Consider the following 22,545-nt stretch of genomic DNA (forward strand, 5'->3'; position numbering starts at 1 on the left):
GTGATTGAAATCACTGGTTTGTATATTATATCAAACTGACTCTTACTATGGCTGATTGTGCGTATTGCCGGTGCTCATGTCATGGTGTGCAGCACTGTGGAAAGTGAGTTTGCTCCCTTAGTTATCTATTAAGTGCTAGGCCTTAGTACAAATGGCTGGTGTCGATATGATTGTATTTAAGCCTTTGACTGAGTAACATCTTCTAAAACATAATACATATAAAGGATTGATATGAAAGGTGCTGGTGGAACATCTGGGGGAATAGGGTCATTTTTTATTGGCTTAATTATGATGAGTGGTGGCTTTTATATGCTGCTCAAGGCGATTAAAGTCACCAGCTCATTTGGCCTTAGCCAAAGTTTATATAATGTAAGCGGTATGAACTTGACCAGCGGGATGATTATGATCCCCTTTATGTTTGGTGTGGGGTTAATGTTTTACAATGCTAAAAATATCTTTGGCTGGATATTGACCTTTGGCTCATTAGTAGGGTTAATTTTTGGGGTGATTAGTTCTATTAATTTCCGCTTCAGCCATATGAGCGCATTTGATTTAATTGTTATTCTGGTGCTGAGTGTCGGTGGTTTAGGTATTTTTCTTCGCTCGCTTAAAACGATTGAAAAACGCTATCCAGAAGCATGATATGTTAAGTGAGCGAGCGTTAACGTTTATAATAATAGATTCATTTTACTGAGCTGCTAGCAAGCCAGTGACAATAAGTCTACCAAGTACTCATTAACAACCTGTCGTCTCTACGTCAATAATTGGCCGGCCACTGACAGAAACTGCTTGCCTGTACCGCAAGTAGCAAGCCGCGACGCCCGCATCTTCTGCAATTTTACCGTGCCAGTAAATCCAAGCGCCAGAAAAAATACTAGGGCGTTTTTTCCAATCTCCACTGGGGACATCCATCAATAAGTCAATACCAGAAGCTGTGCCATCTGGATAACCATAAGCCAGCTTAACAGCAACTCCATCAATATTAATTGTATTTGTCGCCAGTTTTTCAACGCCAGCAATCGCGGCTTTTGAGTAAGTTAACGTTGCAGCTGTCTGCATCGCACTTTCCATACCTGCCATAGTTGAGATTATGGCATCCCGCCGGAAATTAATAAATTTACTTGAGGCAATAATGGCTAATATAGCCAAAATTAAGATGACTACGACCAATTCTATTAGGGTGAATCCGCGTGATAGTTTGAATGCATTGTTGGGGCTATAGTTCATATTTTTCTGGGTCGAATTAGATTTATGAATGGTCAGGATGTATGTTAGCTAACAGTGTAACAGTCATTATCATTCGATGGCTATACAGTGGATATGGATAATACATCCACAATACTACGATTTATTGGTAGTATCGTATCATCTTAATTTGTTATGTAGGTTATACAGTGACAAACTCCACGGCAGATAATGCTCCTGTTACTCCTTCAGAGAGTTGCACTCCTTTGCTATCCACTAGTGCATTATCGACATCAAATACTACTTATAGCGTACTACCTTGGCTCCTCGATTTTCTAAAACCTTATAAAGTGAAAGTGTTTGCTGCGATAGTCTTCCTATTCATCGGTTCACTTGCTTGGTTATCTTTAGGTCAGGGAGTGAAGTTAATGGTAGATGAAGGCTTTATTGCTGATAATGCCGACCGATTAAATCAGATTATGTTATTTATTTTGGGCATTACTATTATCAGTGCTAGTGCTGTTTTCTGTCGATTCTACTTAATGACCTGGTTGGGTGAGCGGGTCAGTGCAGATATTCGTTTAAGGGTTTATTCGCATTTGTTGACCTTGTCACCGGCTTTTTTTGCCTCGCAACGCATCGGAGAGGTTATTTCTCGTTTTACTGCTGACAGCACCTTGATACAAAGCGTTGTAGGGTCAAGTTTGTCGATGGCGCTAAGGTCATCTGTGACAGTTATTGGCGGTATTGTGATGATGGGTTTTACCTCGGTTAAATTAACTGGGTTAGTATTACTCGCTGTACCGTTAGTGCTAGGGCCGGTGGCCTTTTTTGGCAATAAAGTCAGACGATTATCGCGTGAGAGCCAAGATAGAGTTGGGGATTTAGGCGCTTATATTGACGAGACCTTGCATGAAATACATACGGTGCAAGCTTATACCCATGAGTCACAGGATAAAGCGGCTTTTACCGAACGTGTCGAGTCGGTGATGAGTGTGGCTAAAGGGCGGATTAAGTATCGCGCGTTATTGATTGCCACTGTGATGTTTTTAAGTATTTCAGCGATTGCTTTTGTGACTTGGGTCGGGGCGCAGGACGTGATGTCTGGCAGTATATCTGCTGGTGAGTTATCGGCCTTTATGTTCTATGCCGTGATGGTAGCTGGAGCGGTTGCAACCATCAGTGAAGTGTTCAGTGAGATTCAGCGTGCTTCAGGAGCAACAGAACGTTTAATTGAATTAAGCCTAGCGCCAGTTGATATCGTGCAACTAGCGATACCAGAGCAATTAAAAGGTAAGACTCATGGTGCATTATCATTGTCGGAGTTAGTGTTTGCTTACCCTGCAGAGACTAATATTGATGTGATTAATCATTTAAGCGTCGACATTCAAGCCGGTGAACGGGTCGCTTTAGTTGGACCCAGTGGAGCAGGTAAGAGTACTTTATTTGAATTACTGCTGCGATTTTATCAGCCCAAGTCTGGTTCGATATCGTTAGATGGTATTGATATCGCTAACTTGTCTTTACACCAATTACGCCAGCAGTTTGCCCTAGTGCCACAAGAGTCGGTGATTTTTGCCAGTAGTGTGTTTGAAAATGTGCGCTACGGGCGAATTGATGCGACAGAGGAAGAGGTTAAGCAAGCATGTATTGCTGCTAAGGCCGACGAGTTTATCGTTGATTTCCCTGAAGGTTATAATACCTATTTAGGTGAGCGCGGCGTACGTTTATCCGGAGGGCAAAAACAACGTATTGCAATTGCTAGAGCAATATTAGCCGATAGACCCGTGTTGTTATTAGATGAAGCAACCAGTGCTTTGGATGCGGTCAGTGAGGTGAAAGTAAAACAAGCTTTAGAGACATTAATGGCGGATCGCACCACACTGATAATTGCCCATAGGTTGGCAACGGTTATTAACGCTGATCGTATTTTAGTACTCGATAAAGGCCAGCTTGTCGCATCAGGAACGCATAATCAATTAATGCAATCGAGTGAGTTATATCGAGAATTTGCCAGTTTGCAATTACTGACTGAGCAGCCAGAGTGATCAGATTTGAGTTAAATCGTTCCCCAATAAAAAAGATGTCTGGGCATGTTTTTTTATTGGGGATTAGTGTTGGTTACTTACGTAATTCTCTGCGTAAAATTTTACCAACAGTACTTTTAGGTAATTGGGCGGTGAACTCAATAATACGAGGTACTTTATAGGCGGTAAGCTGAGTACGACAATATTGCTTAATCGATTCTTTGGCTGCTTCGCTATCTTGATCGGGATCTTTTAATACAATTACCGCTTTTACTGCTTCTCCGGAATGATCGTTTGCGACACCTACCACGGCACATTCCATAATAAGTTCATGGCCAGAAAGGACATCTTCCACTTCATTTGGGTAAACATTAAAGCCGGATACAATGATCATGTCTTTTTTACGATCAACGATAGTGTGGTAACCATCCTCTGTTGCTATCGCTATATCACCTGTTTTGAAATAGCCATCTTGAGTCATTATGTTAGCTGTTTCTTGTGGTTTATTCCAATATCCAGACATAACCTGGGGGCCACTTACAGCGAGTTCACCGGCTGTGCCAATGTCCACTTCGTTATCGTTCATGTCTAAGATTTTAATTTTGGTGTCTAAAACAGGCTTTCCGATAGTACCTAAGCGTTGATGTCCTGGCGCATTTAAACTGACAACTGGAGAGGTCTCTGACAAGCCGTAACCCTCAGATATCATGCAACCGGTAGTCTGTTGCCATAAATTGGCAGCAGCGCTCGTTAGCGCTGTTCCGCCGGAAATGGTAATGGTCATATGACTAAAATCGAGCGCTTTAAACTCTGGCTGGTGGCATAAGCCAATAAATAAGGTGTTAAGGCCAGCAAATCCTGTAAAAGGATAAGCTTTCATAGTGTTGATTAATCCAGCTATATCCCGAGGATTAGGGATTAATACTGAGCACCCACCCGATTCAAAATACAGCACTAAGTTAACCATAAAAGCGTAGATATGATAAATCGGCAACGGGGCAACAAAGATATCTTCGCCTTCGGTCATGGTGCTGGCAATTCTTGACTTAACTTGCCCTGAGTTAGCCAACAAATTGCGATGGGTTAGCATTGCGCCTTTTGATAATCCAGTTGTGCCGCCTGTGTATTGTAAGGCAATTAAGTCTGTTTGGTTAGGCTTTACTGGGGTGAATGTGTGCTCGCGACCTTGGGATAATAATGTATTAAATTCAATATTGTTGATGGCCGTTTGGGGTTGATCTTGTGGCGCGATCATATCCAGCGCGTGGGTGGAGATGACGTATTCAATGGTAGTAGATTTGACCACGTTTTCTAAGGTGGGCAGTAAGTCTGATAATACCACTAAAGCTTTAGCGCCAGAGTCATTATATTGATGAATTAACTCTCGTTCCGTATACAGTGGGTTAGTGTTCACTATCACAAAACCACCCCGAATAATACCGTAAGCGGCAATGACAAACTGAGTGATATTAGGTAACTGAACGGCGATACGATCACCAGGTTTTAAATTTGTGCAGTTTTGCAAATATGCTGCAAAGTCACGCGAAAGCTGTTCAACCTCGGTAAAGGTGATGTTTTTGCCTAGGCAAGCATATGCTGTTTTATTACCAAACTTGGCGCAGCTTTGTTCAATCAAATCAACAATAGATGTGTAGCAGCTTAGGTCGAGAGTTGAGTCAGCATCATATGCCATGGTATTCACCTTTATTAGTTTTATATTTATGCCGATTATATCGGTAGGTTAATAATCAAACGAGTGTTTAGATTAGAGTGCTTTTAGTTATCAGGTCAATGAAAACTTATTTGAGTCATAAAGTGGCAACTTATTATTTATACTGATGTATTTAAGAGTATTTGCTCTATTTGCGCTTAGTTAGCTCCGTTCACTTAATTTGGTAAACCTTGCTGCATTGACATACAAATACACCGTTTATTCAGTGAGTATAAATGGTTAAACATTAGCACTGACTTAATTGTAAATTTTAATTTCCAGTATATTTAATTGGTTTTTTTGTAAAAAAATTGATTTATTTTTAATTTGAATAAATCCCTTTTAAAACAGTTTCTTGGCCTTGTTTTTTGAGTTTTTACTCGAAAAGCACTGCTTTTTAGCGCATTAATTGCTAATAAATGTTGGCAATTGTGCTGCTGTTGTTATAAAAATGTAGCTGAGATGATGATAATTCATTTTGGGAGAGACGATTTCTTTATACAGGGAGTGTTAGGAAGTGGTGTTCAAACAATAAAATAATAATGACTGAGAATATAAAATGACTATTAACAATAAAAGAAAATTTGGCAAAAACTCATTGAGTTTAGCTGTTTCTATCGCATTATCCGGTTCTTTATTAAGCGCTCAAGTGTATGCAGCAGATGAAGAAGTTGTTGAGCAAAAAGTTGAGAAGATGGCCGTTATTGGCTCCCGATCAGCCCCTCGTTCAGTGGGTGAATCCCCAGTCCCTATTGATATTATTAGCAGTGATGATTTAAAGAAGAATGGTTCAACAGACATGATTGACATGTTGGTGACATCAGTGCCTTCTTTCAACTCACGTGCCCAGCCTATTAGCGACGCGGCAACACTTGTTCGTCCAGTTAATTTACGTGGTTTACCTTCAGACAGTACTTTGGTTTTAGTTAATGGTAAACGTCGTCACCGCGCATCAGTTATTGCTTTCCAAGGCGGCGGAGTTAACGACGGCGCCCAAGGCCCTGATATTTCAGTTATTCCAAGTGCGGCATTAAAGCAAGTTGAAGTGTTACGTGACGGCGCTGCTGCGCAGTACGGATCTGATGCGATCGCAGGTGTAATGAACTTTGTGTTAAAAGATAGCGCTGAAGGTGGCTCTATTTCAGCAACCCAAGGCCAGTATTATGAAGGTGACGGCACATCAACGACTATTGATGCTAACGTTGGCTTACCGTTAACAGACGATGGTTTTGTTAATTTAACCGCTCAGTATAAAACTGCTGATGCAACAAGTCGTAGTGTGCAACGTTTTGATGCAGCAGCTATTTCAGCTGCTGGTAATACAGATATTCCAAACCCAGCACAAACTTGGGGTAACCCAGAAATTAAAGATGATTACACTATCTTCATTAATTCTGGATTTGATATAAATGACAAACACAGTCTTTATGCCTTTGGTAACGTGTCTTCACGTGATGCTGTAGGTGGCTTCTATTACCGTAACCCACACAACCGTGGTTCTGTTTATTCAAACGACGGCGGTGAAACTTTATTAGTAGGTGATGTAGGTTTAGCTGAAACCGGCATTGCATCATGTTCTTGGGTAGGTAACGTTGCTGCAAATGTACCGAACGTATTAAACACTGCAGATTACCAGTCGATGGTTGCTGACCCAAACTGTTTTTCTATGAACCAAGTACGACCAGGCGGATACACACCACAGTTTGCCGGTACTATTGAAGATATGTCATTCTTCGCTGGTGTTAAAGGTGAAGTTGCTGATTGGGACTATGATGCAAGTGCGGGGACAGGGTCTAACAAGTCAACTTTTAGTTTACGTAACTCATTAAATCCATCATTAGGTTTAGCGACGCCAACTGACTTTGAAACAGGTGCTTATGAGCAAGTTGAGACTACGGTTAACCTAGATTTCTCACGCTTATTTGATGTTTTTGAAGGGCTAAATTTCGCAACTGGTGTTGAGTGGCGTGAAGAGTCATTTGAAATTACTGCAGGTGAACAAGCATCTTGGGAAGCAGGTCCTTATGCTTCACAGGGCTTTAACATAGGCTCGCACGGATTTAAAGGCTTTGGTCCTGAATCCGCGGGTAAAAATGATCGCAGCAATATCGGTGTTTACGCTGATGCAGAAGCCTATTTAGGTGAGAAATGGTTAGTTGGCGCAGCACTGCGTTATGAAGACTTTTCAACCTTTGGTGATACGCTAAATTACAAGCTAACTGCACAATATTCGGCTACCGATGATTTAGCCTTCCGTGCCTCACACAGTACGGGGTTCCGTGCACCGACAGTGGGTCAAGAAAACGTTGTTAACACACAAACTTCAATTGTTAACGGCGATTTGATTCAATCATTCATTGCGCCTCCAACGGATCCATTAGCCGCTTACTACGGTGGTAAAGTGCTAACTCCTGAAGAGTCTGTTAGTTATGCTTTAGGTGCTGTTTATCAAAGTGGTGATTTCTTCTTAACAGTTGATTATTACACTATTGAAGTAACAGGGCGTATTGCTCAATCAAGCCAAATTGATGTTGAAGCGGCAGATTATGATGACCTACGAGATCTAGGTGTTGAGTTTCCAGAGTTAATTTCTGCAGTAACGTATTATACCAATGACTTTGATACAACAACTCAGGGTGTTGATATTGTTGGTTCATATGATACTGAGTTGTTAGCTGGTGACACTAAGTTCAGCTTAGCCTATGGTTGGACTGACACTAATGTTGATAAATTTAATGAAGAAACCACTGATGCTGGTAAGGTTCGCCGTTTAGAAGATGGTATTCCAGCACATCGTGCCACATTAACTTGGGGTCAAAACTGGGATGAGTTAAGCATGAATTTACGTGCTAACTACTTCGGTGAGTACTATGCAACACATGCGGATGATACGTCTGATTGGGGTTCTGAAATGGCCAGTTCAGCAGTAACATTTGACTTAGAGGTGAGCTACACCGTTATGGATAGCCTAACCTTCTCGGTAGGTGCAAATAACATATTTGACCAAGAAGCGCAGAAGCTTAAAGATGGTACTTTAGGTGAACTAGGTGGTGTTTATTACGAAAGTGGTCCATTTGACTACAATGGTGGTTACTACTACGGTAAAGTTAATTACCGTTTCTAGAAACAACTTAAGGGCTTAATCAATTTAAGCCCCTAATTAATAACCAATAAAAAGACTGCCTAGGCAGTCTTTTTTGTACCTATTATGTTTTAACATCACTTCATCATGTCTAAAGCCTGATAAACATGCCTGATTTCAAGTACTTTAGGCAGCTCTATTCCTTCTGGGTAGGCTGGACCATAAACTTTGTTGTAAGGTGTACCTGCAGCGCCTTGAATACCCATATACTGTTCAATCACAGTATCAGCCTCAGACCAATTCCCCTGCATTAAAATAATGTTATCGGTCATTAGGGTATTAACTACTTGTTCGCGATGAAGCACATTGGCTTTATTTGCTTGGCAAGGAACACACCAATCAGCTGTTATATCGACAAAAACAGTAAAGCCTTGCTCAACATAAGGAGCTATTTTTTCTGGCGCAAGTGGTTGCCAATGAAGGTTTTTATATGCTTGATAGTTTTCGCCTTTATTAATAAAGGCGATAATGCTGGCAAGACAAAGCGCTAGGCCGCCTAAAACGAAAATAACCGCCATAGGGATAGCCTTGCCTTTAAACTTTGCGAACAATAAACCCGCAATCGCTAACATTAACGATATAAGTAACAATGAAGCAATAATAGACATAGTGATGCTTAATAAAGTGAACTTATAAATAGCATATCAAGATTTACTTAATTTGGTGTTAATGTTCGCAATAACAATGCAATAGTTTATATAAGAATAAGTAAGGGAAAGTATGAGTTTTACGACTTGGTTAGGGTTGCTGGCCATTTGTTGCCTAGGGGCAATGTCACCAGGGCCGAGCTTGGCTATGGTGGTTAGGCATACATTAGGTGGCAGTCGCTTACACGGTATTGTGTGTGCTTGGGCGCATTCCATTGGTATAGGGATTTATGCTTTAGTGACCTTATTAGGGCTTGCTGTTGTGCTTAGGGCATCGCCATTATTATTTAATGCGATTGCGATTGTCGGAGCCTTATATTTGGCTTGGATTGGTATTCAGGCTTTGCGCTCTAAAGGTGGTATGCAGCAAAAACTCGCCGCTGGAAACAAAACTAGTTTATTGGTTGCTGCACGTGACGGCTTGGCCATTTCATTATTTAACCCCAAAATTTTATTGTTCTTTTTGGCGTTATTTAGTCAGTTCGTATTAGCTGCAGAGACAATATCAGGGCAAACATTGATTGTACTAACCCCTTTAGTGATTGATGGCCTTTGGTACACCTTGATTGCGATTATATTATCGCATTCAGCGATATTGCCTAAGTTACGTGAAAAAGCGGTATGGATTGATAGGGTGTCTGGAGTGGTGCTAATTGCGCTTGCTGGGCGGGTTATTTTTACATTGATATAAAAATTTTCAGTATAGGCCTCGGTGTCAAGATTGCTGTGCGCGTTACATTTTTAACCTGTATGCACATATGAAAGAATGCTTACACTTTGAAATTATTAGTAATGCCATCTAGTTTAGAGATGGCATTATTTTTAATGCAATGATCTAGTTTTTGAAAACTTGCACACTGTCATCTTTTGCGGGTTCGTTTTCAGCTTTGGAGATTGGTGGGTGCTTAATGTGATCGTCTAAGTTTTCATTTAGCATGAGTTTATACTCATTGGCAAACCAAGCTAACGCATTGTCTTTTTCTGCTGCTAGATCAGAAGACTTTATTGCTGCTTCAAATGCATTATAGCGAGATGCTGCATAGCGCAATGCTGTACCCACTTTACCAATATCATTTTCTGTTTGACCGATTTGATTGGCTAAAGCGATAAATTGATCCGCTAGTTGATATATAGTCGTAGCGCTTTGTGTTTCAGAAGCGACGTTTTGAGATGCAGATTGTTCAGTCATAATGCTCACTTAAGGTGTTAGTAAAATAATGAGTGTATCGAGTTTAACAGCGAAATTCAGTTTAAATTTAGCTATTAGGATCCGAATCTGTGATGACCTGCCCATTACGGGAATCATAATAAATCGAAAGTGTATTTAATTTATTGTAGAAGAAACGACATTGGTCAGGGTTGATATAGGTGACTCTGTATTCAAATGCTGTTGAGTTTACATTGGTTGAAACACTAGGTGCGTCCTGCAAAATAGTGTTCCAAACAGAAATACAGTCGTTAGTGTTATTGAGTCGAGGTGAACTTTCAAATGGTGGGTAATTTTGAGCTGGGTATCCCCATAGATTTATATCAAGCTGTCCAGCAACACCAGCATTTTCATATATTTGTAAATTGTCCGCAGGACCAGAGTTTCCCATAGAAGCCCATTTGAGATGTGCAAGGCTAATGCCTGATGAAAATGCGCCACCTGTACCTTTGACATTTGATACATGGGCATCTTGTTGTAGGTTGATAAACTTAGGCAAAGCTGTGACAGCAAGAATAGCTAAAATAATAATAACAATGACTAATTCTATTAAGGTAAAACCTTGCTGCTGTTGAGTTGCTTTAAATTTCATAATACTTAATAAACGATTTACAATATCAGTACTTTAAAGTAGCTGATATAAATTAGCAATTTACTCCTAAAAAGTTAAGGATAATGGAAAGTGAAAAGTTGGCCTATATTTATCGAGAATGAACAACAACAGGATTACTTTATTCGGTTAAATCAATTTCTGTCTGAGCAGCAGTCGATGAACAAAGTCATCTTTCCTCCAAAGGCTGATATTTATCGTGCTTTTGAATTAACGCCAGTTGAAAAGGTGAAAGTGGTGGTGATAGGTCAAGACCCCTATCATGGCGAAGGGCAAGCCCATGGGTTAGCCTTTTCAGTTAAATCTGGCGTGAAGGTACCACCGTCACTAGCCAATATTTACAAAGAGTTAGCACAAGATATAGCGGGTTTTTCAATACCATCACACGGTGATTTAACCCATTGGGCTGAGCAAGGCTTGTTAATGTTAAATACGGTTTTAACGGTAGAACAATCTTTGGCGCATTCACATGCTAAGGCTGGGTGGGAAGTGTTTACCGATCATGTGTTAGATTATCTTAACAGCTTACCTCAGCCACTGATATTCGTACTGTGGGGCAGCCATGCTATTAAGAAGGGACGTCTAATTACCCATGAACATCATACTATTTTAAGTGGTCCTCATCCGTCTCCATTATCGGCATATCGTGGTTTTTTTGGATGCGGTCATTTCTCCAAAATAAATCAACAGCTTATTAAAAATGGCCTCAAACCGATTGATTGGCAGGTGTAAAAAAGCAGTAACAAGGGGTGTTACTGCTTTTTAAAACAACTTAGTGTACGTTAGTTAAACATAACCTAGTGCTTACGGTTTACTGATAAGTGGGCAAGGGCAATAAGCGCTTGTTTATAATCTGTATCTGGTAATACGATCAACGCATCAATGGCTTTTTGTGCTTCTTCTTCAGCCCTTTTTTGCGTGTATTCAAGCGCACCTGATTTGTTTAAGGCGGCCACTATCTCATCAATTGCCTGGGTGCCGTCACCTTTTTCTATGGCCATCTTTATTAACGCTTTGGCGGTATCATCACCATGCACCATTGCATAGATTAAGGGTAATGTAGGTTTACCTTCCGCTAAGTCATCGCCAATATTTTTACCTAGCTCACCCGTTTCTGCCGTGTAGTCGAGTAAATCATCGGTTAATTGAAATGCTGTACCTAAATACTTACCGTAATCACCAAGTGCTTGTTGCCATTCAGTTGGGGAGCCTGCTAATACACCTGCCAGTAATGTCGCTGCCTCAAACAGCTTTGCTGTTTTACAGTAAATGACACGCATATAGTTAGCTTCAGTGGTTTCGGGGTCATTACAATTCATTAGTTGCAGCACTTCCCCTTCAGCCAACACATTGGTTGTATCAGCCAGAACCTTTAGTACATGCATACTGTCGAGTTCAGTCATCATCTGAAAAGAGCGGGTATAGAGAAAGTCTCCAACCAATACACTCGCACTGTTTCCAAATAGTGCATTAGCTGTTTCGCGGCCGCGACGTAATGTTGATTCATCGACGACATCATCATGCAGTAGTGATGCAGTATGAATAAATTCAATAATAGCGGCTAATTTAACATGTAACTTACCTTGGTAATCTACAGATCTTGCTGCAAGAATTGACAGTAAAGGACGCAGACGTTTTCCGCCACCATTTATAATGTAGAAGCCTAGTTGGTTAATTAGGGCTACATCAGATTCAAGTTGCTTATAAATAAGTTGGTCGACAGATTGCATATCTGAGTCTGCCAACAGACGAATGGCGGTTAAATCCATAATACTCTCTAATTTATTGTGGAAGACGTTAACTGTCTTTCTATTTGGTGCGCATCTGGGGTCATATCTTACAGGAGAAACGCGCTGATTTTCAAAGTTGTTGTTACTAATTTTTAAACTTGTTATGACTTATTCTCAATTTCTAAAATCTATGTCGGTGCAAATGTTTTAGTTACTTCATTAATACAAAGGAAAATCCCTGATCTAATATGCTGTAAGAGCAAATGAGTCAGTGCTTTTCAAGATAAATTTAGGTAAAATCATTTCAAAATCCGGTGAAGATAACACAGGAAGATTTTAGCGCTACTTTTAAACTAATAGAATGAGTATTTTTGCGTGGTAGTTAAGGCAATTGTACTTAATGTTTATACAATATTCAGTTTGTAACAGTGAATATTGTGCAGTAGTAACGGCTTTTTAATTTGAACCTGAATTAACGCTTGCCAGTATGAAATTCTTCGCGTAGAATCCGCGCCCATTGTCATTAAAAGTTTTTTAGCACCTATTCTCGTAAGATCGAGTTAGTGTGTTAGTCATTTGGAGTGAAATAGCTATGTACGCTGTTTTTCAAAGTGGCGGAAAGCAACATCGTGTTGCTGAAGGTCATACAGTTCGTCTAGAAAAAATTGAAGTTGCTACTGGTGAAACGATTGAGTTTGATCAAGTTCTATTGGTTGCTGATGGTGAGAACGTTCACGTTGGTGCTCCATTAGTTGCTGGTGGTAAAGTTGTTGCTCAAGTGGTTAGCCACGGACGCGGTGAAAAGATTACTATTCAAAAGTTTAATCGCCGTAAGCATCACGAAAAGAAAACCGGCCACCGTCAGTGGTTCACTGAAGTTAAAATAACTGCGATTAGCGCATAATTTAGGAGTCTAACTCATGGCACATAAAAAAGCTGGCGGTTCTACTCGTAACGGCCGCGATTCAGAAAGTAAACGTCTTGGTGTTAAGCGCTTTGGCGGTGAATCAGTTTTAGCAGGTAACATTATTGTTCGTCAACGTGGTACTAAATTCCACGCTGGTGTAAATGTAGGTATCGGTCGCGACCATACTTTATTTGCTCTAACTGACGGCAAAGTTAAATTTGAAGTTAAAGGTGCTAATAACCGTAAGTTTATTAGTATCGAAGCTTAATTTTTTAACTAAGCTAAAATCTAAAGCCCTGCCTCTGGTAGGGCTTTTGTGTTTTTGTTATTGATCTTGTTTACCAATACAAAATTATTTCTAAGCTCACGTTATCCTCTTGGTTTTAAAACAATAGTGAACTGAGTGATTAGAAAGATCTATTTTTTGCAGCAAGCGGAAGATGTATTATCCATACACCACGCTTTTCTGCCCCCTGATATTTATTGTATTTAGGGTTATAATTAGCGCCAAGGTTCTATAGCTCAAAGGTGTCTTCACCTTGTGCTATTAGATGATTGAAGTGTTAGGAGTCCGTATGAAGTTTGTTGATGAATCCAATATCCGTGTAGAAGCCGGTGACGGTGGTAGCGGCTGCGTTAGTTTTCGCCGTGAAAAATATGTACCGGATGGCGGTCCCGATGGCGGTGACGGTGGCGATGGTGGTAGTGTCTTTTTACAGGCAAATGAAAACCTGAACACCCTTATTGATTATCGTTTCACTCGTTTTCATATGGCTGAACGTGGCACCAATGGTCGTGGTCGTGATTGTACTGGTCATGCCGGTGCAGATTTAGTGTTACAAGTACCTGTAGGTACACGTGCAATTGATCAAGAAACCGAAGAAGCTTTAGGCGACTTAACTAGCCATGGCCAAAAGTTACTGGTTGCTAAAGGCGGTTTTCATGGTTTAGGTAATACACGTTTTAAAAGTAGTACTAACCGTGCGCCACGTCAGAAGACTCTGGGAACTCCCGGTGAAGTGCGTGAAATAAAGCTAGAGCTGCTTTTACTGGCCGATGTGGGATTGTTAGGCTTACCTAATGCTGGTAAGTCTACGTTTATACGCTCGGTATCACGTGCTACACCAAAAGTGGCTGATTACCCATTCACAACTTTAATTCCAAACCTAGGCGTTGTTAACCCACGTCATGGGCAAAGTTTTGTTATTGCTGATATTCCTGGGCTAATTGAAGGTGCTGCGGAAGGTGCTGGCTTAGGTATTCGTTTTTTAAAGCATCTTGAACGTTGTCGCGCATTACTACACATTATTGATATTAACCCTATTGACGGTAGTGATCCTATTGATTCTGCCAGAGCTATTGTAGGTGAGTTAGAAAAGTATTCACCAAAGCTTGCCGCTAAGCCTCGTTGGATGGTATTTAATAAAATCGATCTATTGCTTGAAGATGAAGTAAAAGAAAAAGTCGCTCATATTATTAAAGAACTAGCTTGGGAAGGCGAAGTCTTCACTATGTCCGCCTATAACCGCCAAGGTACTGAAGAGTTAAGTATTAAGTTACTTGATTTCATTCAAACATTGCCTGTTGGTCAAGATGATCAAGATGACGAGCAAGAAGTTGAATTTAAGTGGGATAATTATCATCAGGGTAAAGACGACAGCATCAACGAGAATTATGATGATACTGATGACTTAGATGATGATGACTTTGATGATGATGATTATGACGTTGAAGTTATTTATCAACGCTAAGTTTTAAAGGATTACCGTGTACGCAGACAACCAAAATGATATAACCCGTTTAGTTGTCCGCTGCGCTCAATTGCTGCTTGCCTATGGTGCAGAGTCTGACTTGGTTGAAGAACTTAGTCAGCGATTAGGTAAAGCATTGGGCCTTGCAAGTGTTGAACTCTCTATATCTTCCAATGCACTTGTGCTAACTAGCCTTGTACATGGGCGTTGTATTACTACGACCAGACGGATCCGAGCTCATGGGATCAATATGATGGTGGTATGTGAATTACAACGGCTATGTTTGCTAGCTGAAAAAGGCATTTATGGCCCTAATGAGGTCCGCCGCCGTCTCGCTCGTATTCAGCCTAAAACATATCCTGCTAAAGTAGTTATTCCTGTCATTGGACTTTCCTGTGCTAGCTTTTGTCATTTATTAGGTGGCGATGTGATGGCCTGTTTAGTGACTTTTATTGCATCCTCCATAGGGATGAGTGTGAGACTTTTTCTTGCTAAAAGACATTTTAATTTATTAGTTAACTTTTCTATTACCGCCTTTATTACTAATGTTGTTGCCCAATTAGGTTACATTTATCCCATCAGTGAAACTCCTCAAATTGCATTAGCCGCAAGCGTATTAATGCTAGTGCCTGGTTTTCCGCTAATTAACGCTATTTCTGATATGGTAAAAGGTCATATTAATGTAGGAATATCGCGCTGGGGAAATGCAAGTCTACTTACCTTAGCTTCAGTAATTGGTATCACTATAGCAATGCAATTAGGCGGGATATTTTAATGCCGTCTCTGTTATTCGACTTGTTACATAATGCTTTTTTTTCCGCTATACCAGCTTTTGGTTTTGCCATTTTATTCAATGTACCGCAACGTTATCTTGGTTTCTGTGCGTTAGCGGGTGCATTAGGTCATAGTACTCGAACCGTGTTAATGCACGTTAATATGCCGATTGAGTGGGCTACATTTGCTGGAGCCGCTCTCGTGAGGGTTATTACAATTCAGTTTGCTAAACGTCATTTAGCGCCACCGTCAATGTATGCCGTTGCAGCTATTATTCCGATGATACCCGGAACCTACGCCTTTAATACTGTTATAGCGCTTATTCAATTAACGGCTCAAAACCAAGTCAGTCCAGAGTTAAGTGCGCAAGTCATTGTCAATGGGCTTAAAACGGTCTTTATTTTGGGAGCCTTAGCTGTAGGGCTAGCACTACCTAGTTTATTATATTATCGCAATCGCCCTATCATTTAATTAGAGGATTCATCATGCGTATCGCAATGATTGCCGCTATGGCTAACAATCGTGTTATTGGTAAAGACAATCAAATGCCATGGCATTTACCTGAAGACTTAAAGCATTTTAAAGCTATGACGTTATCAAAGCCTGTGGTAATGGGGCGTAAGACTTATGAATCAATAGGGCGTCCATTACCTGGAAGACACAATATTGTCATTACTCGACAGTCGAATTATGCACCGGATGGGGTCACTTGTGTCGGTAATTTTGATCAAGCTGTTGCTGCTGCGGGTGAGTGTGAAGAATTAATCATAATGGGTGGCGGTCAGCTGTATGCTGAACTACTCTGTAAGGCGGATGTATTATATTTAACTCAAATTGACCTAGATGTAAAAGGTGATACCTACTTTCCTGAATGGGATGATGGAAGTTGGCTTTTGAAACAAACTATTACAGCAACAAATGAGCATGGATTGCAATATAGCTTTAACACTTTTGTTAAAAACTGTAAACTTGTTCACGAGTTACCCTGAAACTAAATACAATCACAAAGATGAGCGTATTAAGATACAATAATAAATTATAAAGGAGTGTCAGATGCGTTTAATGCCTGTGGCGATAGCCGTACTGATAGCAGCATCTTCAGTGTCAGTCCCTGCTGTAGCGAACACTGATCAGTTAGTTGCTAACATATGCGATTATGTAAAGTCAGACGATAAAAATCGTTTACGTAAAAAGCTTAAAGAAGCCCGTGTAAAATTACGTAATATTTATTCAGCGGTGAGCTGTGATGGCAGCAGTTTATTGCGTACTGCCTACAATTCTAACGCGAATGATGTTGGTGAGTTTATTGCTAAACGTCTTCCTGCATCAGACCTTTCTGCTGCTGAATCAGATGGTACTTCTATTGTGGATTGGGCCAGTGCCAACGGTCATAGTGGTAGCCCTATCACAGCAGCGATTACTGAACGTCTAGGTGGCGGTGCAGGTGAGGACTAATCGTTAAGATTATTCTGTACCTACAATGCCAAATAAAAAATACCGACTAATAAGTCGGTATTTTTTATTTGGAAATAAGCTTTTAAGTAAAGCGACGACCTCTAATCGATAATTTATTCCATAAGTTAGCTGTAACAAAAAAGGCCTTTACGGCCTTTTCTCATTAGGAGGATAATTTAAATCTAGATTAGACTTTAAACTCTTTAACAGACGATTGTAGTTCTTCTGCCAACATGGCGACTTGGTGGCTTGATTGTGCAGTTTGTTCTGCACCAGAAGAGGTTTCTTCTGATATAAGCGCAATATGTTCAAGCTTCTCAGATACCTGCTGACTGACCAGATTCTGCTCTTGGGCTGCGTGAGCAATGTGAGTGCCAGAATCATAAGCTTTATGAACTGACTTGATAATTGTTTCAAGCGCTATATTGGCCTGTTCATTCTTATCAACACAGCTGCTAGCTTGCGATTTGCCTAGCTCCATAACAGCAACGGCTTGCTGAGCACCTTGCTGTAACACTTCGATCATTAACTGAATTTCTCGGGTTGAATCTTGGGTGCGTGAGGCAAGACTGCGGACCTCATCAGCAACTACCGCAAAACCTCGACCTTGCTCACCCGCTCTGGCTGCTTCAATTGCGGCATTTAATGCCAGTAGATTAGTTTGCTCGGCAATGCCTCGGATAACATCTAAGATTGAGCCAATAGATGCACTATCGGTGTGAAGTTTATTAATCACTGTGCCAGCTTTAGCCACTTCATCTGCCAGGGCTAAGATAGTAAGCTTGCTTTCATCAGCAAGAGAGCGCATGTGTTTGGTTTCTTCGTCGGCTTGTTTTATTTGTTCTAATGCCTGATCTGCGCTCATTGAAACCTGTTGAGAGCTTGAACTTAACTCAGTGGTTGCCGTTGCGACCTGATCGACCTGACTTTTCTGCTCTTGAATGCTAATAGTGGTCTGTGCTGTAATAGCTGAAGTTTCTTCTGCGGCCGCGGCAAGTTGATTTGAACGATCTAAAATCCCCATAATTAAGCTGCGAAGGCTGTCGACTAAACGGTTACAGTTTTTCGACAGTTCAGCAAATTCATCGTGGCCAGAGTCATCTAACTTATGGGTTAAATCACCTGAAGCTAATACATTAAGGGCTTGGTTTACTTGTGCTAAAGATTGTTTTAATGGCTGGACAACCATATAGCTGACAAAAATCGCAACAAATATAGCAAAAAGCACTACTGCCATCGTTTTAACTTCTGCAGAGTCAATCACATCAATTGCTTCGTTACTTATTTCGTTAGTAAATCCATCAATCGCCGTGGCAAATTCAGTCATTTTTACATTGACGGTTTTGGTTTTAACTTGGATATCACTTAAGGCGGCCGCTGCAGCCGCTTCATGTTGTAGTTGCTGCTTTTTTAGACCAATTATAGAGTTATTGCCCGATAATAGTTTAAACACTTTATCTGTTTCTGTATTAAGGTCAGCCAATGTATCACTGTCAATTATATCTTGGCCTTGTAAACTTATATGGCTCAACTTGCCTTTTGCTTCACTGACCATGAATTCCAATTCTTTTATAATCAGATCGTACTTGCTACTGTCAGTGACAGCAACGAGGTCATATACCGTAGTGATTAAATTGATAAATGTGTTATCAACAATATTGGCAGAAGAAGCTAAGCTTCTTTCTACTGAGTCTAAGCTTGTCTCTAAATCTGTTACGTCCAATAGAATAGAAGATGCGTCATCAGCAGCATTTTCTATCTCGCTGCGCATTTTTAATGCATCCTCTTGTTTAGATAAGGATTGCAATCTTTCGCTAAGCATCTTATCTGCTACATTTTCATAGGCTACATAAGCTGTTTTTAGTTGGTTTAGTGGTTGCGAAAGTTGCTCTTGCTCAGAAATTAAGTTTGTTAATTTACTGAATTCAGATACGAATTTTTTATTTTCACTAGCAAGGTATTGTTCTATAGCAGGGATTTTTGAAGAATGGTCACTGTAGTAACCCAAAATAAATTGAATCTGTTGGCCACTAATATTTTCGCTTAACAAATTAGTATGTGCCAAAGCGGGTAGACTAACTTGTTTTAAGGTTTGGGTACCTTTTTTGATGCTGCTATTGCCTAATAATGTGACAACGCCAAGTATGATTAGTAATAAAGTTAAGACAGAAAATCCGCCTATAACTCTAGTGGCCACTTTAATCTTCATATGTTACTCCAACCTATTATTATTTTATCCCAACAGCAAGGACTTTTGTATTCAGGTACTTTTTGAAATCCGATAGTAGATTATCGGCTTATTCGTCTTTTAGTTTAACGCTAAATGAGCTTTTTTTGGGTAATTTTTTCATTTGTTTCAAGGTGCCACAGTGTTAAATGTTCACCCCAACAGCATCCTGTATCTAAAGCATGTAAATGTGCTGCAGATGTTTGCCCCATTAGTGCCGCCCAGTGACCGAAAACGATCTGGTAAGGCGCTTTTAGCTTAGACTCAAAATCAAACCATGGCCTTAATATTTTATCTTTCACTTGGTTTGGAGGCAGTTTACATTCAAAGTCTAAACTGGCATCGGAATGTAAAAACCGCATCCGTGTTAGGGCATTGATACAATATATCGTGCGCTCAATTCCATTAAGGTTGTTACTCCAAAAATTGGGTTTATTCTGATACATTTGGCCAATAATACTTGTCAAATAATCAGCTTGTTTAAGCTGTTCACTAACCATTAAACTTTCAGATATAAGTGTTGCTAAATCCCACTGTGGGGTTACACCAGCATGAGTCATTATGAGATTATGTTCAGGTAAGTGGCGTAATAATGGTTGTTGCCTTAGCCAATTTATTAGCTTAGGGCAGTCGGGCGCTTCTAGCAATGCTTCTAAGCGGTCATTTGGGTTTGCGCGCTTTATTTTGCCATGAATAGCCATTAAATGAAGATCATGATTACCTAGCACTAACTTGCCGCTGTCTTGTAGTGATTCAAATAGTCTTAAGGTTTCTAGCGAACCCGGCCCGCGGGCAACTAAATCACCAACAGCCCAGAGTATATCTTTGGAAGGATTAAAACTGACTTTTTGTAATAGTCTCTGTAGCTCTTGAAAGCATCCTTGAATATCACCGACAAAATAATTGGCCATAATTTTATTGCAGCAACCCTGGCACAGCTAACCTGAAGGTGGGAATGACAGCTGAAAATAGTCTGCCATCATTGTAGACCATACCATATGAGCCTTCCATAAAACCGATAGGGGTTTCTAATACTGTTCCACTTGAATACTGGTAAGCGGTATTAGGTGCAATAGTAGGGGTTTCTCCTACGACGCCAGGGCCTTTTACTTCACTTTTATCGCCATTAGCATTAGTGATGATCCAGTGACGATCTTTTAACGTTACAGCTTGATCGCCCACATTGATTATAGTGATAGTGTAGGAGAATAAATATTTCTCATCTGCTATATCTGATTGATGCTCAAGATATTCAGTGTCGACTTTAATTTTTATCGGAGATTCAGCTTGACTCATAGGTGATATATTTCGTCCTTAAGCAAAAGGGCATATTCATTGAACATGCCCCTTAAGATGAAGTTATTAATTTGTTGTTTTTTTATCTATATATAAATTAGCCATCGCAACATATTGTTGCACACTGATTTGCTCAGGTCGCAGGGTTGAATCTATATTGAGTAGGGCAAAGTCTTCATCATTGAGCATGCCCTTTAAATTGTTGCGCAAGGTTTTACGGCGCATATGAAATGCTGTGGTGCATAAATGACGCATTACAGTTACGTCTTTGCATGGCCAAGGCTTTTGCTCATAAGGCAATAAACGTACCACGGCAGAGTCTACTTTTGGCGCCGGAGTAAAGCAGTGCGGAGGCACTTCTAATACAGGTACGACTTGACAAAAATATTGCGCCATAACGGTGAGACGTCCATAAGCTTTGCAACCTGGGCTGGCCGATAAACGCAATACCACTTCTTTTTGGAGCATAAAGTGCATGGTTTCAATATATTCTGCAAACTCAAATAAATGAAACATTAAAGGCGTTGAAATGTTGTAAGGTAGATTACCAAACACTTTCATTTTTTTGCCTTCTTGTCTAAGCAGGTTAAAATCAAACTGTAATGCATCACCTTGGTGAATAGTCAGTTTATTTTTTAATATAGGATGTGTTTTTAATCGCTCAACTAAATCGCGATCGAGCTCAACGACTGTGAGGTTATCTATGGTGTCTGCAACTGGCTCTGTTAGTGCACCTAAGCCTGGTCCTATTTCAACCATAACGTGGTCATTATCAGGGGAAATAGCACCAACAATGCTACTTATCACACCTTCATCAGTTAAGAAATTTTGTCCGAATCTTTTTCTGGCTGTATGGCCTAAATGTACTTTATTACTCATTAGATTAATTACTTACTCTTATCAATCATTTCAATGGCTTTATTTAATGCGCAAAATAAGCTGCCACTATCTGCTTGCCCTGTGCCGGCAAGATCTAACGCTGTGCCGTGATCTACAGACGTTCTAATATACGGTAGACCTAAGGTGATATTAACTGATTTACCAAAACCTATAGATTTGAGCACGGGTAAACCTTGATCATGGTACATAGCCAATACAACATCGGCTTGTTCTAGATATTTAGGCTGGAATAGTGTGTCTGCTGGAAGTGGACCGACGATGTCCATACCTTGCTGACGTAGCTCATTTAAGGCTGGTATGATGATATCAATTTCTTCACGACCTAAATGACCATCTTCACCAGCGTGCGGGTTTAAGCCACACACAAATATTTTAGGTGAACCTAAGCCAAATTTACTGACAAGCTCACGATGTAAAATACCGATAATGTGGTGCAACCTGTCACGCGTAATGGCTTTTGCCACATAAGCGAGTGGAATATGGGTTGTCATTAATGCAACCTGCAATCCGGGTGTTGCTAACATCATGACTACATCTGGGCAATTTGCCTGTAGGGCGAAGTATTCTGTGTGACCACTGAATGAAATACCCGCTTGATTAATGATGCCTTTATGGACTGGCCCTGTGACAACAGCGTCAAATTCTTTTGACATGTTCTTTTCACCGGCACATTTAAGCGTGTCAACAACGTAGCCACTGTTAGCTTCATTCAACACGCCACATTCAACAGGTTCTGCCAACTTAAATGGCAGAATAGTTAATGTGCCCGCTTGCTGCGCTTTAGCCGGTAATGTTGAGTCATACGTTTTTAGCTGTAACGGTAAATTAAGTAATTTGGCTCTATCTAATAATAATTGTGGATCAGCACAAACAACTAGCTCAGCAGGCCAATCCTGCTGAGCTAGTTTAATGACGATGTCAGGGCCGATACTCGCCGGCTCACCCGGCGTTATCGCGATACGTTTGATCATTGTGA

23 protein-coding genes and 1 pseudogene are annotated in these 22,545 nt (G+C 40.4%); 12 read left to right on the plus strand and 12 right to left on the minus strand.

All coding sequences use genetic code 11. The features are described 5' to 3' along the window. Positions 1-231 precede the first annotated feature (231 nt). On the plus strand, positions 232-642 hold the full coding sequence (locus ACRWQL_RS14640) for a hypothetical protein (RefSeq protein ID WP_434938841.1): 411 nt from the start codon (positions 232-234) through the stop codon (positions 640-642). A 93-nt stretch (positions 643-735) separates the two neighbouring features. On the opposite strand, the gene ACRWQL_RS14645 is transcribed toward ACRWQL_RS14640, so the two are convergent. Both ACRWQL_RS14645 and ACRWQL_RS14650 read right to left on the minus strand, forming a co-directional pair. Beyond that, positions 736-1,059 (minus strand): hypothetical protein, encoded by a 324-nt coding sequence (locus ACRWQL_RS14645; protein ID WP_434953465.1) that lies wholly within the window; start codon positions 1,057-1,059, stop codon positions 736-738. A gap of 72 nt (positions 1,060-1,131) precedes the next feature. Beyond that, positions 1,132-1,227 (minus strand): annotated as a pseudogene (locus tag ACRWQL_RS14650) (prepilin-type N-terminal cleavage/methylation domain-containing protein); the annotation flags it as partial. A 224-nt stretch (positions 1,228-1,451) separates the two neighbouring features. Here ACRWQL_RS14650 and ACRWQL_RS14655 point away from each other — a divergent pair. Continuing rightward, positions 1,452-3,233: an ABC transporter transmembrane domain-containing protein gene (locus tag ACRWQL_RS14655; protein WP_434953394.1), complete on the plus strand. Its 1,782-nt coding sequence runs from the start codon at positions 1,452-1,454 to the stop codon at positions 3,231-3,233. Between the two features lie 73 nt (positions 3,234-3,306). Here ACRWQL_RS14655 and ACRWQL_RS14660 read toward each other — a convergent pair whose 3' ends face one another. Next, the gene (locus ACRWQL_RS14660; protein ID WP_434950731.1) at positions 3,307-4,905 is read right to left on the minus strand and encodes an AMP-binding protein; all 1,599 of its coding nucleotides are present in this window, start codon (positions 4,903-4,905) and stop codon (positions 3,307-3,309) included. 577 nt (positions 4,906-5,482) lie between these two features. Between ACRWQL_RS14660 and ACRWQL_RS14665 the strand changes: the two genes are divergently transcribed. Beyond that, the gene (locus ACRWQL_RS14665) at positions 5,483-8,047 is read left to right on the plus strand and encodes a TonB-dependent receptor plug domain-containing protein (protein WP_434950733.1); all 2,565 of its coding nucleotides are present in this window, start codon (positions 5,483-5,485) and stop codon (positions 8,045-8,047) included. Between the two features lie 95 nt (positions 8,048-8,142). Here the strand turns inward: ACRWQL_RS14665 and ACRWQL_RS14670 are convergent, their stop codons facing one another. Next, positions 8,143-8,673: a thioredoxin family protein gene (locus ACRWQL_RS14670; RefSeq protein WP_434950735.1), complete on the minus strand. Its 531-nt coding sequence runs from the start codon at positions 8,671-8,673 to the stop codon at positions 8,143-8,145. 112 nt (positions 8,674-8,785) lie between these two features. Between ACRWQL_RS14670 and ACRWQL_RS14675 the strand changes: the two genes are divergently transcribed. Then, positions 8,786-9,403, plus strand: coding sequence for a LysE family translocator (locus ACRWQL_RS14675; RefSeq protein WP_226413808.1), 618 nt, complete (start codon positions 8,786-8,788; stop codon positions 9,401-9,403). Positions 9,404-9,547: 144 nt separating this feature from the next. Here ACRWQL_RS14675 and ACRWQL_RS14680 read toward each other — a convergent pair whose 3' ends face one another. Together ACRWQL_RS14680 and ACRWQL_RS14685 are read right to left on the minus strand one after the other, a co-directional pair. After that, the gene (locus tag ACRWQL_RS14680) at positions 9,548-9,901 is read right to left on the minus strand and encodes a DUF3144 domain-containing protein (RefSeq protein ID WP_434950737.1); all 354 of its coding nucleotides are present in this window, start codon (positions 9,899-9,901) and stop codon (positions 9,548-9,550) included. 67 nt (positions 9,902-9,968) lie between these two features. Next, complete coding sequence (locus ACRWQL_RS14685) at positions 9,969-10,511, minus strand: prepilin-type N-terminal cleavage/methylation domain-containing protein (protein ID WP_434931334.1); 543 nt, start codon at positions 10,509-10,511, stop codon at positions 9,969-9,971. Between the two features lie 90 nt (positions 10,512-10,601). On the opposite strand from ACRWQL_RS14685, the gene ung reads away from it, so the two are divergent. After that, positions 10,602-11,261 (plus strand): uracil-DNA glycosylase, encoded by a 660-nt coding sequence (gene ung / locus ACRWQL_RS14690; RefSeq protein ID WP_434950739.1) that lies wholly within the window; start codon positions 10,602-10,604, stop codon positions 11,259-11,261. A 65-nt stretch (positions 11,262-11,326) separates the two neighbouring features. Here ung and ispB read toward each other — a convergent pair whose 3' ends face one another. After that, on the minus strand, positions 11,327-12,298 hold the full coding sequence (gene ispB, locus ACRWQL_RS14695) for an octaprenyl diphosphate synthase (protein ID WP_434926935.1): 972 nt from the start codon (positions 12,296-12,298) through the stop codon (positions 11,327-11,329). A gap of 553 nt (positions 12,299-12,851) precedes the next feature. On the opposite strand from ispB, the gene rplU reads away from it, so the two are divergent. The 7 genes from rplU to ACRWQL_RS14730 all read left to right on the plus strand — a co-directional run bounded on the left by rplU (position 12,852) and on the right by ACRWQL_RS14730 (position 17,146). Next, positions 12,852-13,163 (plus strand): 50S ribosomal protein L21, encoded by a 312-nt coding sequence (gene rplU / locus ACRWQL_RS14700; protein ID WP_226413818.1) that lies wholly within the window; start codon positions 12,852-12,854, stop codon positions 13,161-13,163. Positions 13,164-13,179: 16 nt separating this feature from the next. Then, positions 13,180-13,434 carry a 50S ribosomal protein L27 gene (rpmA, locus tag ACRWQL_RS14705; protein ID WP_006080527.1) on the plus strand — a complete coding sequence of 85 codons (255 nt, stop codon included), beginning with the start codon at positions 13,180-13,182 and terminating at the stop codon, positions 13,432-13,434. Between the two features lie 307 nt (positions 13,435-13,741). Then, entirely contained in the window at positions 13,742-14,917 is a 1,176-nt protein-coding gene (gene cgtA / locus ACRWQL_RS14710; protein ID WP_226413820.1) for an Obg family GTPase CgtA, read from the plus strand. A gap of 16 nt (positions 14,918-14,933) precedes the next feature. Then, on the plus strand, positions 14,934-15,692 hold the full coding sequence (locus ACRWQL_RS14715; RefSeq protein ID WP_226413822.1) for a threonine/serine exporter family protein: 759 nt from the start codon (positions 14,934-14,936) through the stop codon (positions 15,690-15,692). Then, positions 15,692-16,162, plus strand: coding sequence for a threonine/serine exporter family protein (locus tag ACRWQL_RS14720; protein ID WP_434950740.1), 471 nt, complete (start codon positions 15,692-15,694; stop codon positions 16,160-16,162). The genes ACRWQL_RS14715 and ACRWQL_RS14720 overlap by 1 nt, the downstream gene beginning before the upstream one ends. Positions 16,163-16,176: 14 nt before the next feature. Beyond that, the gene (gene folA / locus ACRWQL_RS14725) at positions 16,177-16,680 is read left to right on the plus strand and encodes a type 3 dihydrofolate reductase (RefSeq protein WP_434950742.1); all 504 of its coding nucleotides are present in this window, start codon (positions 16,177-16,179) and stop codon (positions 16,678-16,680) included. 64 nt (positions 16,681-16,744) lie between these two features. Then, the gene (locus ACRWQL_RS14730; protein WP_434931338.1) at positions 16,745-17,146 is read left to right on the plus strand and encodes a DUF3718 domain-containing protein; all 402 of its coding nucleotides are present in this window, start codon (positions 16,745-16,747) and stop codon (positions 17,144-17,146) included. A 187-nt stretch (positions 17,147-17,333) separates the two neighbouring features. Here the strand turns inward: ACRWQL_RS14730 and ACRWQL_RS14735 are convergent, their stop codons facing one another. From ACRWQL_RS14735 to pdxA, 5 genes are all read right to left on the minus strand, one after another. Beyond that, a complete protein-coding gene (locus ACRWQL_RS14735; protein ID WP_434950744.1) occupies positions 17,334-19,355 on the minus strand; it encodes a HAMP domain-containing methyl-accepting chemotaxis protein in 2,022 nt (673 codons plus the stop codon). 110 nt (positions 19,356-19,465) lie between these two features. Next, on the minus strand, positions 19,466-20,284 hold the full coding sequence (locus ACRWQL_RS14740; RefSeq protein WP_434950746.1) for a symmetrical bis(5'-nucleosyl)-tetraphosphatase: 819 nt from the start codon (positions 20,282-20,284) through the stop codon (positions 19,466-19,468). Between the two features lie 4 nt (positions 20,285-20,288). Continuing rightward, positions 20,289-20,669 (minus strand): Co2+/Mg2+ efflux protein ApaG, encoded by a 381-nt coding sequence (gene apaG / locus ACRWQL_RS14745; protein WP_434926928.1) that lies wholly within the window; start codon positions 20,667-20,669, stop codon positions 20,289-20,291. 66 nt (positions 20,670-20,735) lie between these two features. Continuing rightward, positions 20,736-21,548, minus strand: a complete 813-nt coding sequence (gene rsmA, locus ACRWQL_RS14750) for a 16S rRNA (adenine(1518)-N(6)/adenine(1519)-N(6))-dimethyltransferase RsmA (protein WP_434950748.1) — start codon at positions 21,546-21,548, stop codon at positions 20,736-20,738. A gap of 8 nt (positions 21,549-21,556) precedes the next feature. Then, entirely contained in the window at positions 21,557-22,540 is a 984-nt protein-coding gene (gene pdxA, locus ACRWQL_RS14755; protein ID WP_434931341.1) for a 4-hydroxythreonine-4-phosphate dehydrogenase PdxA, read from the minus strand. Between the last annotated feature and the right edge of the window lie 5 nt (positions 22,541-22,545).

It is taken from the genome of Shewanella sp. HL-SH4 (genome assembly GCF_051164845.1).
GTDB classification, from domain to species: domain Bacteria; phylum Pseudomonadota; class Gammaproteobacteria; order Enterobacterales; family Shewanellaceae; genus Shewanella; species Shewanella glacialimarina.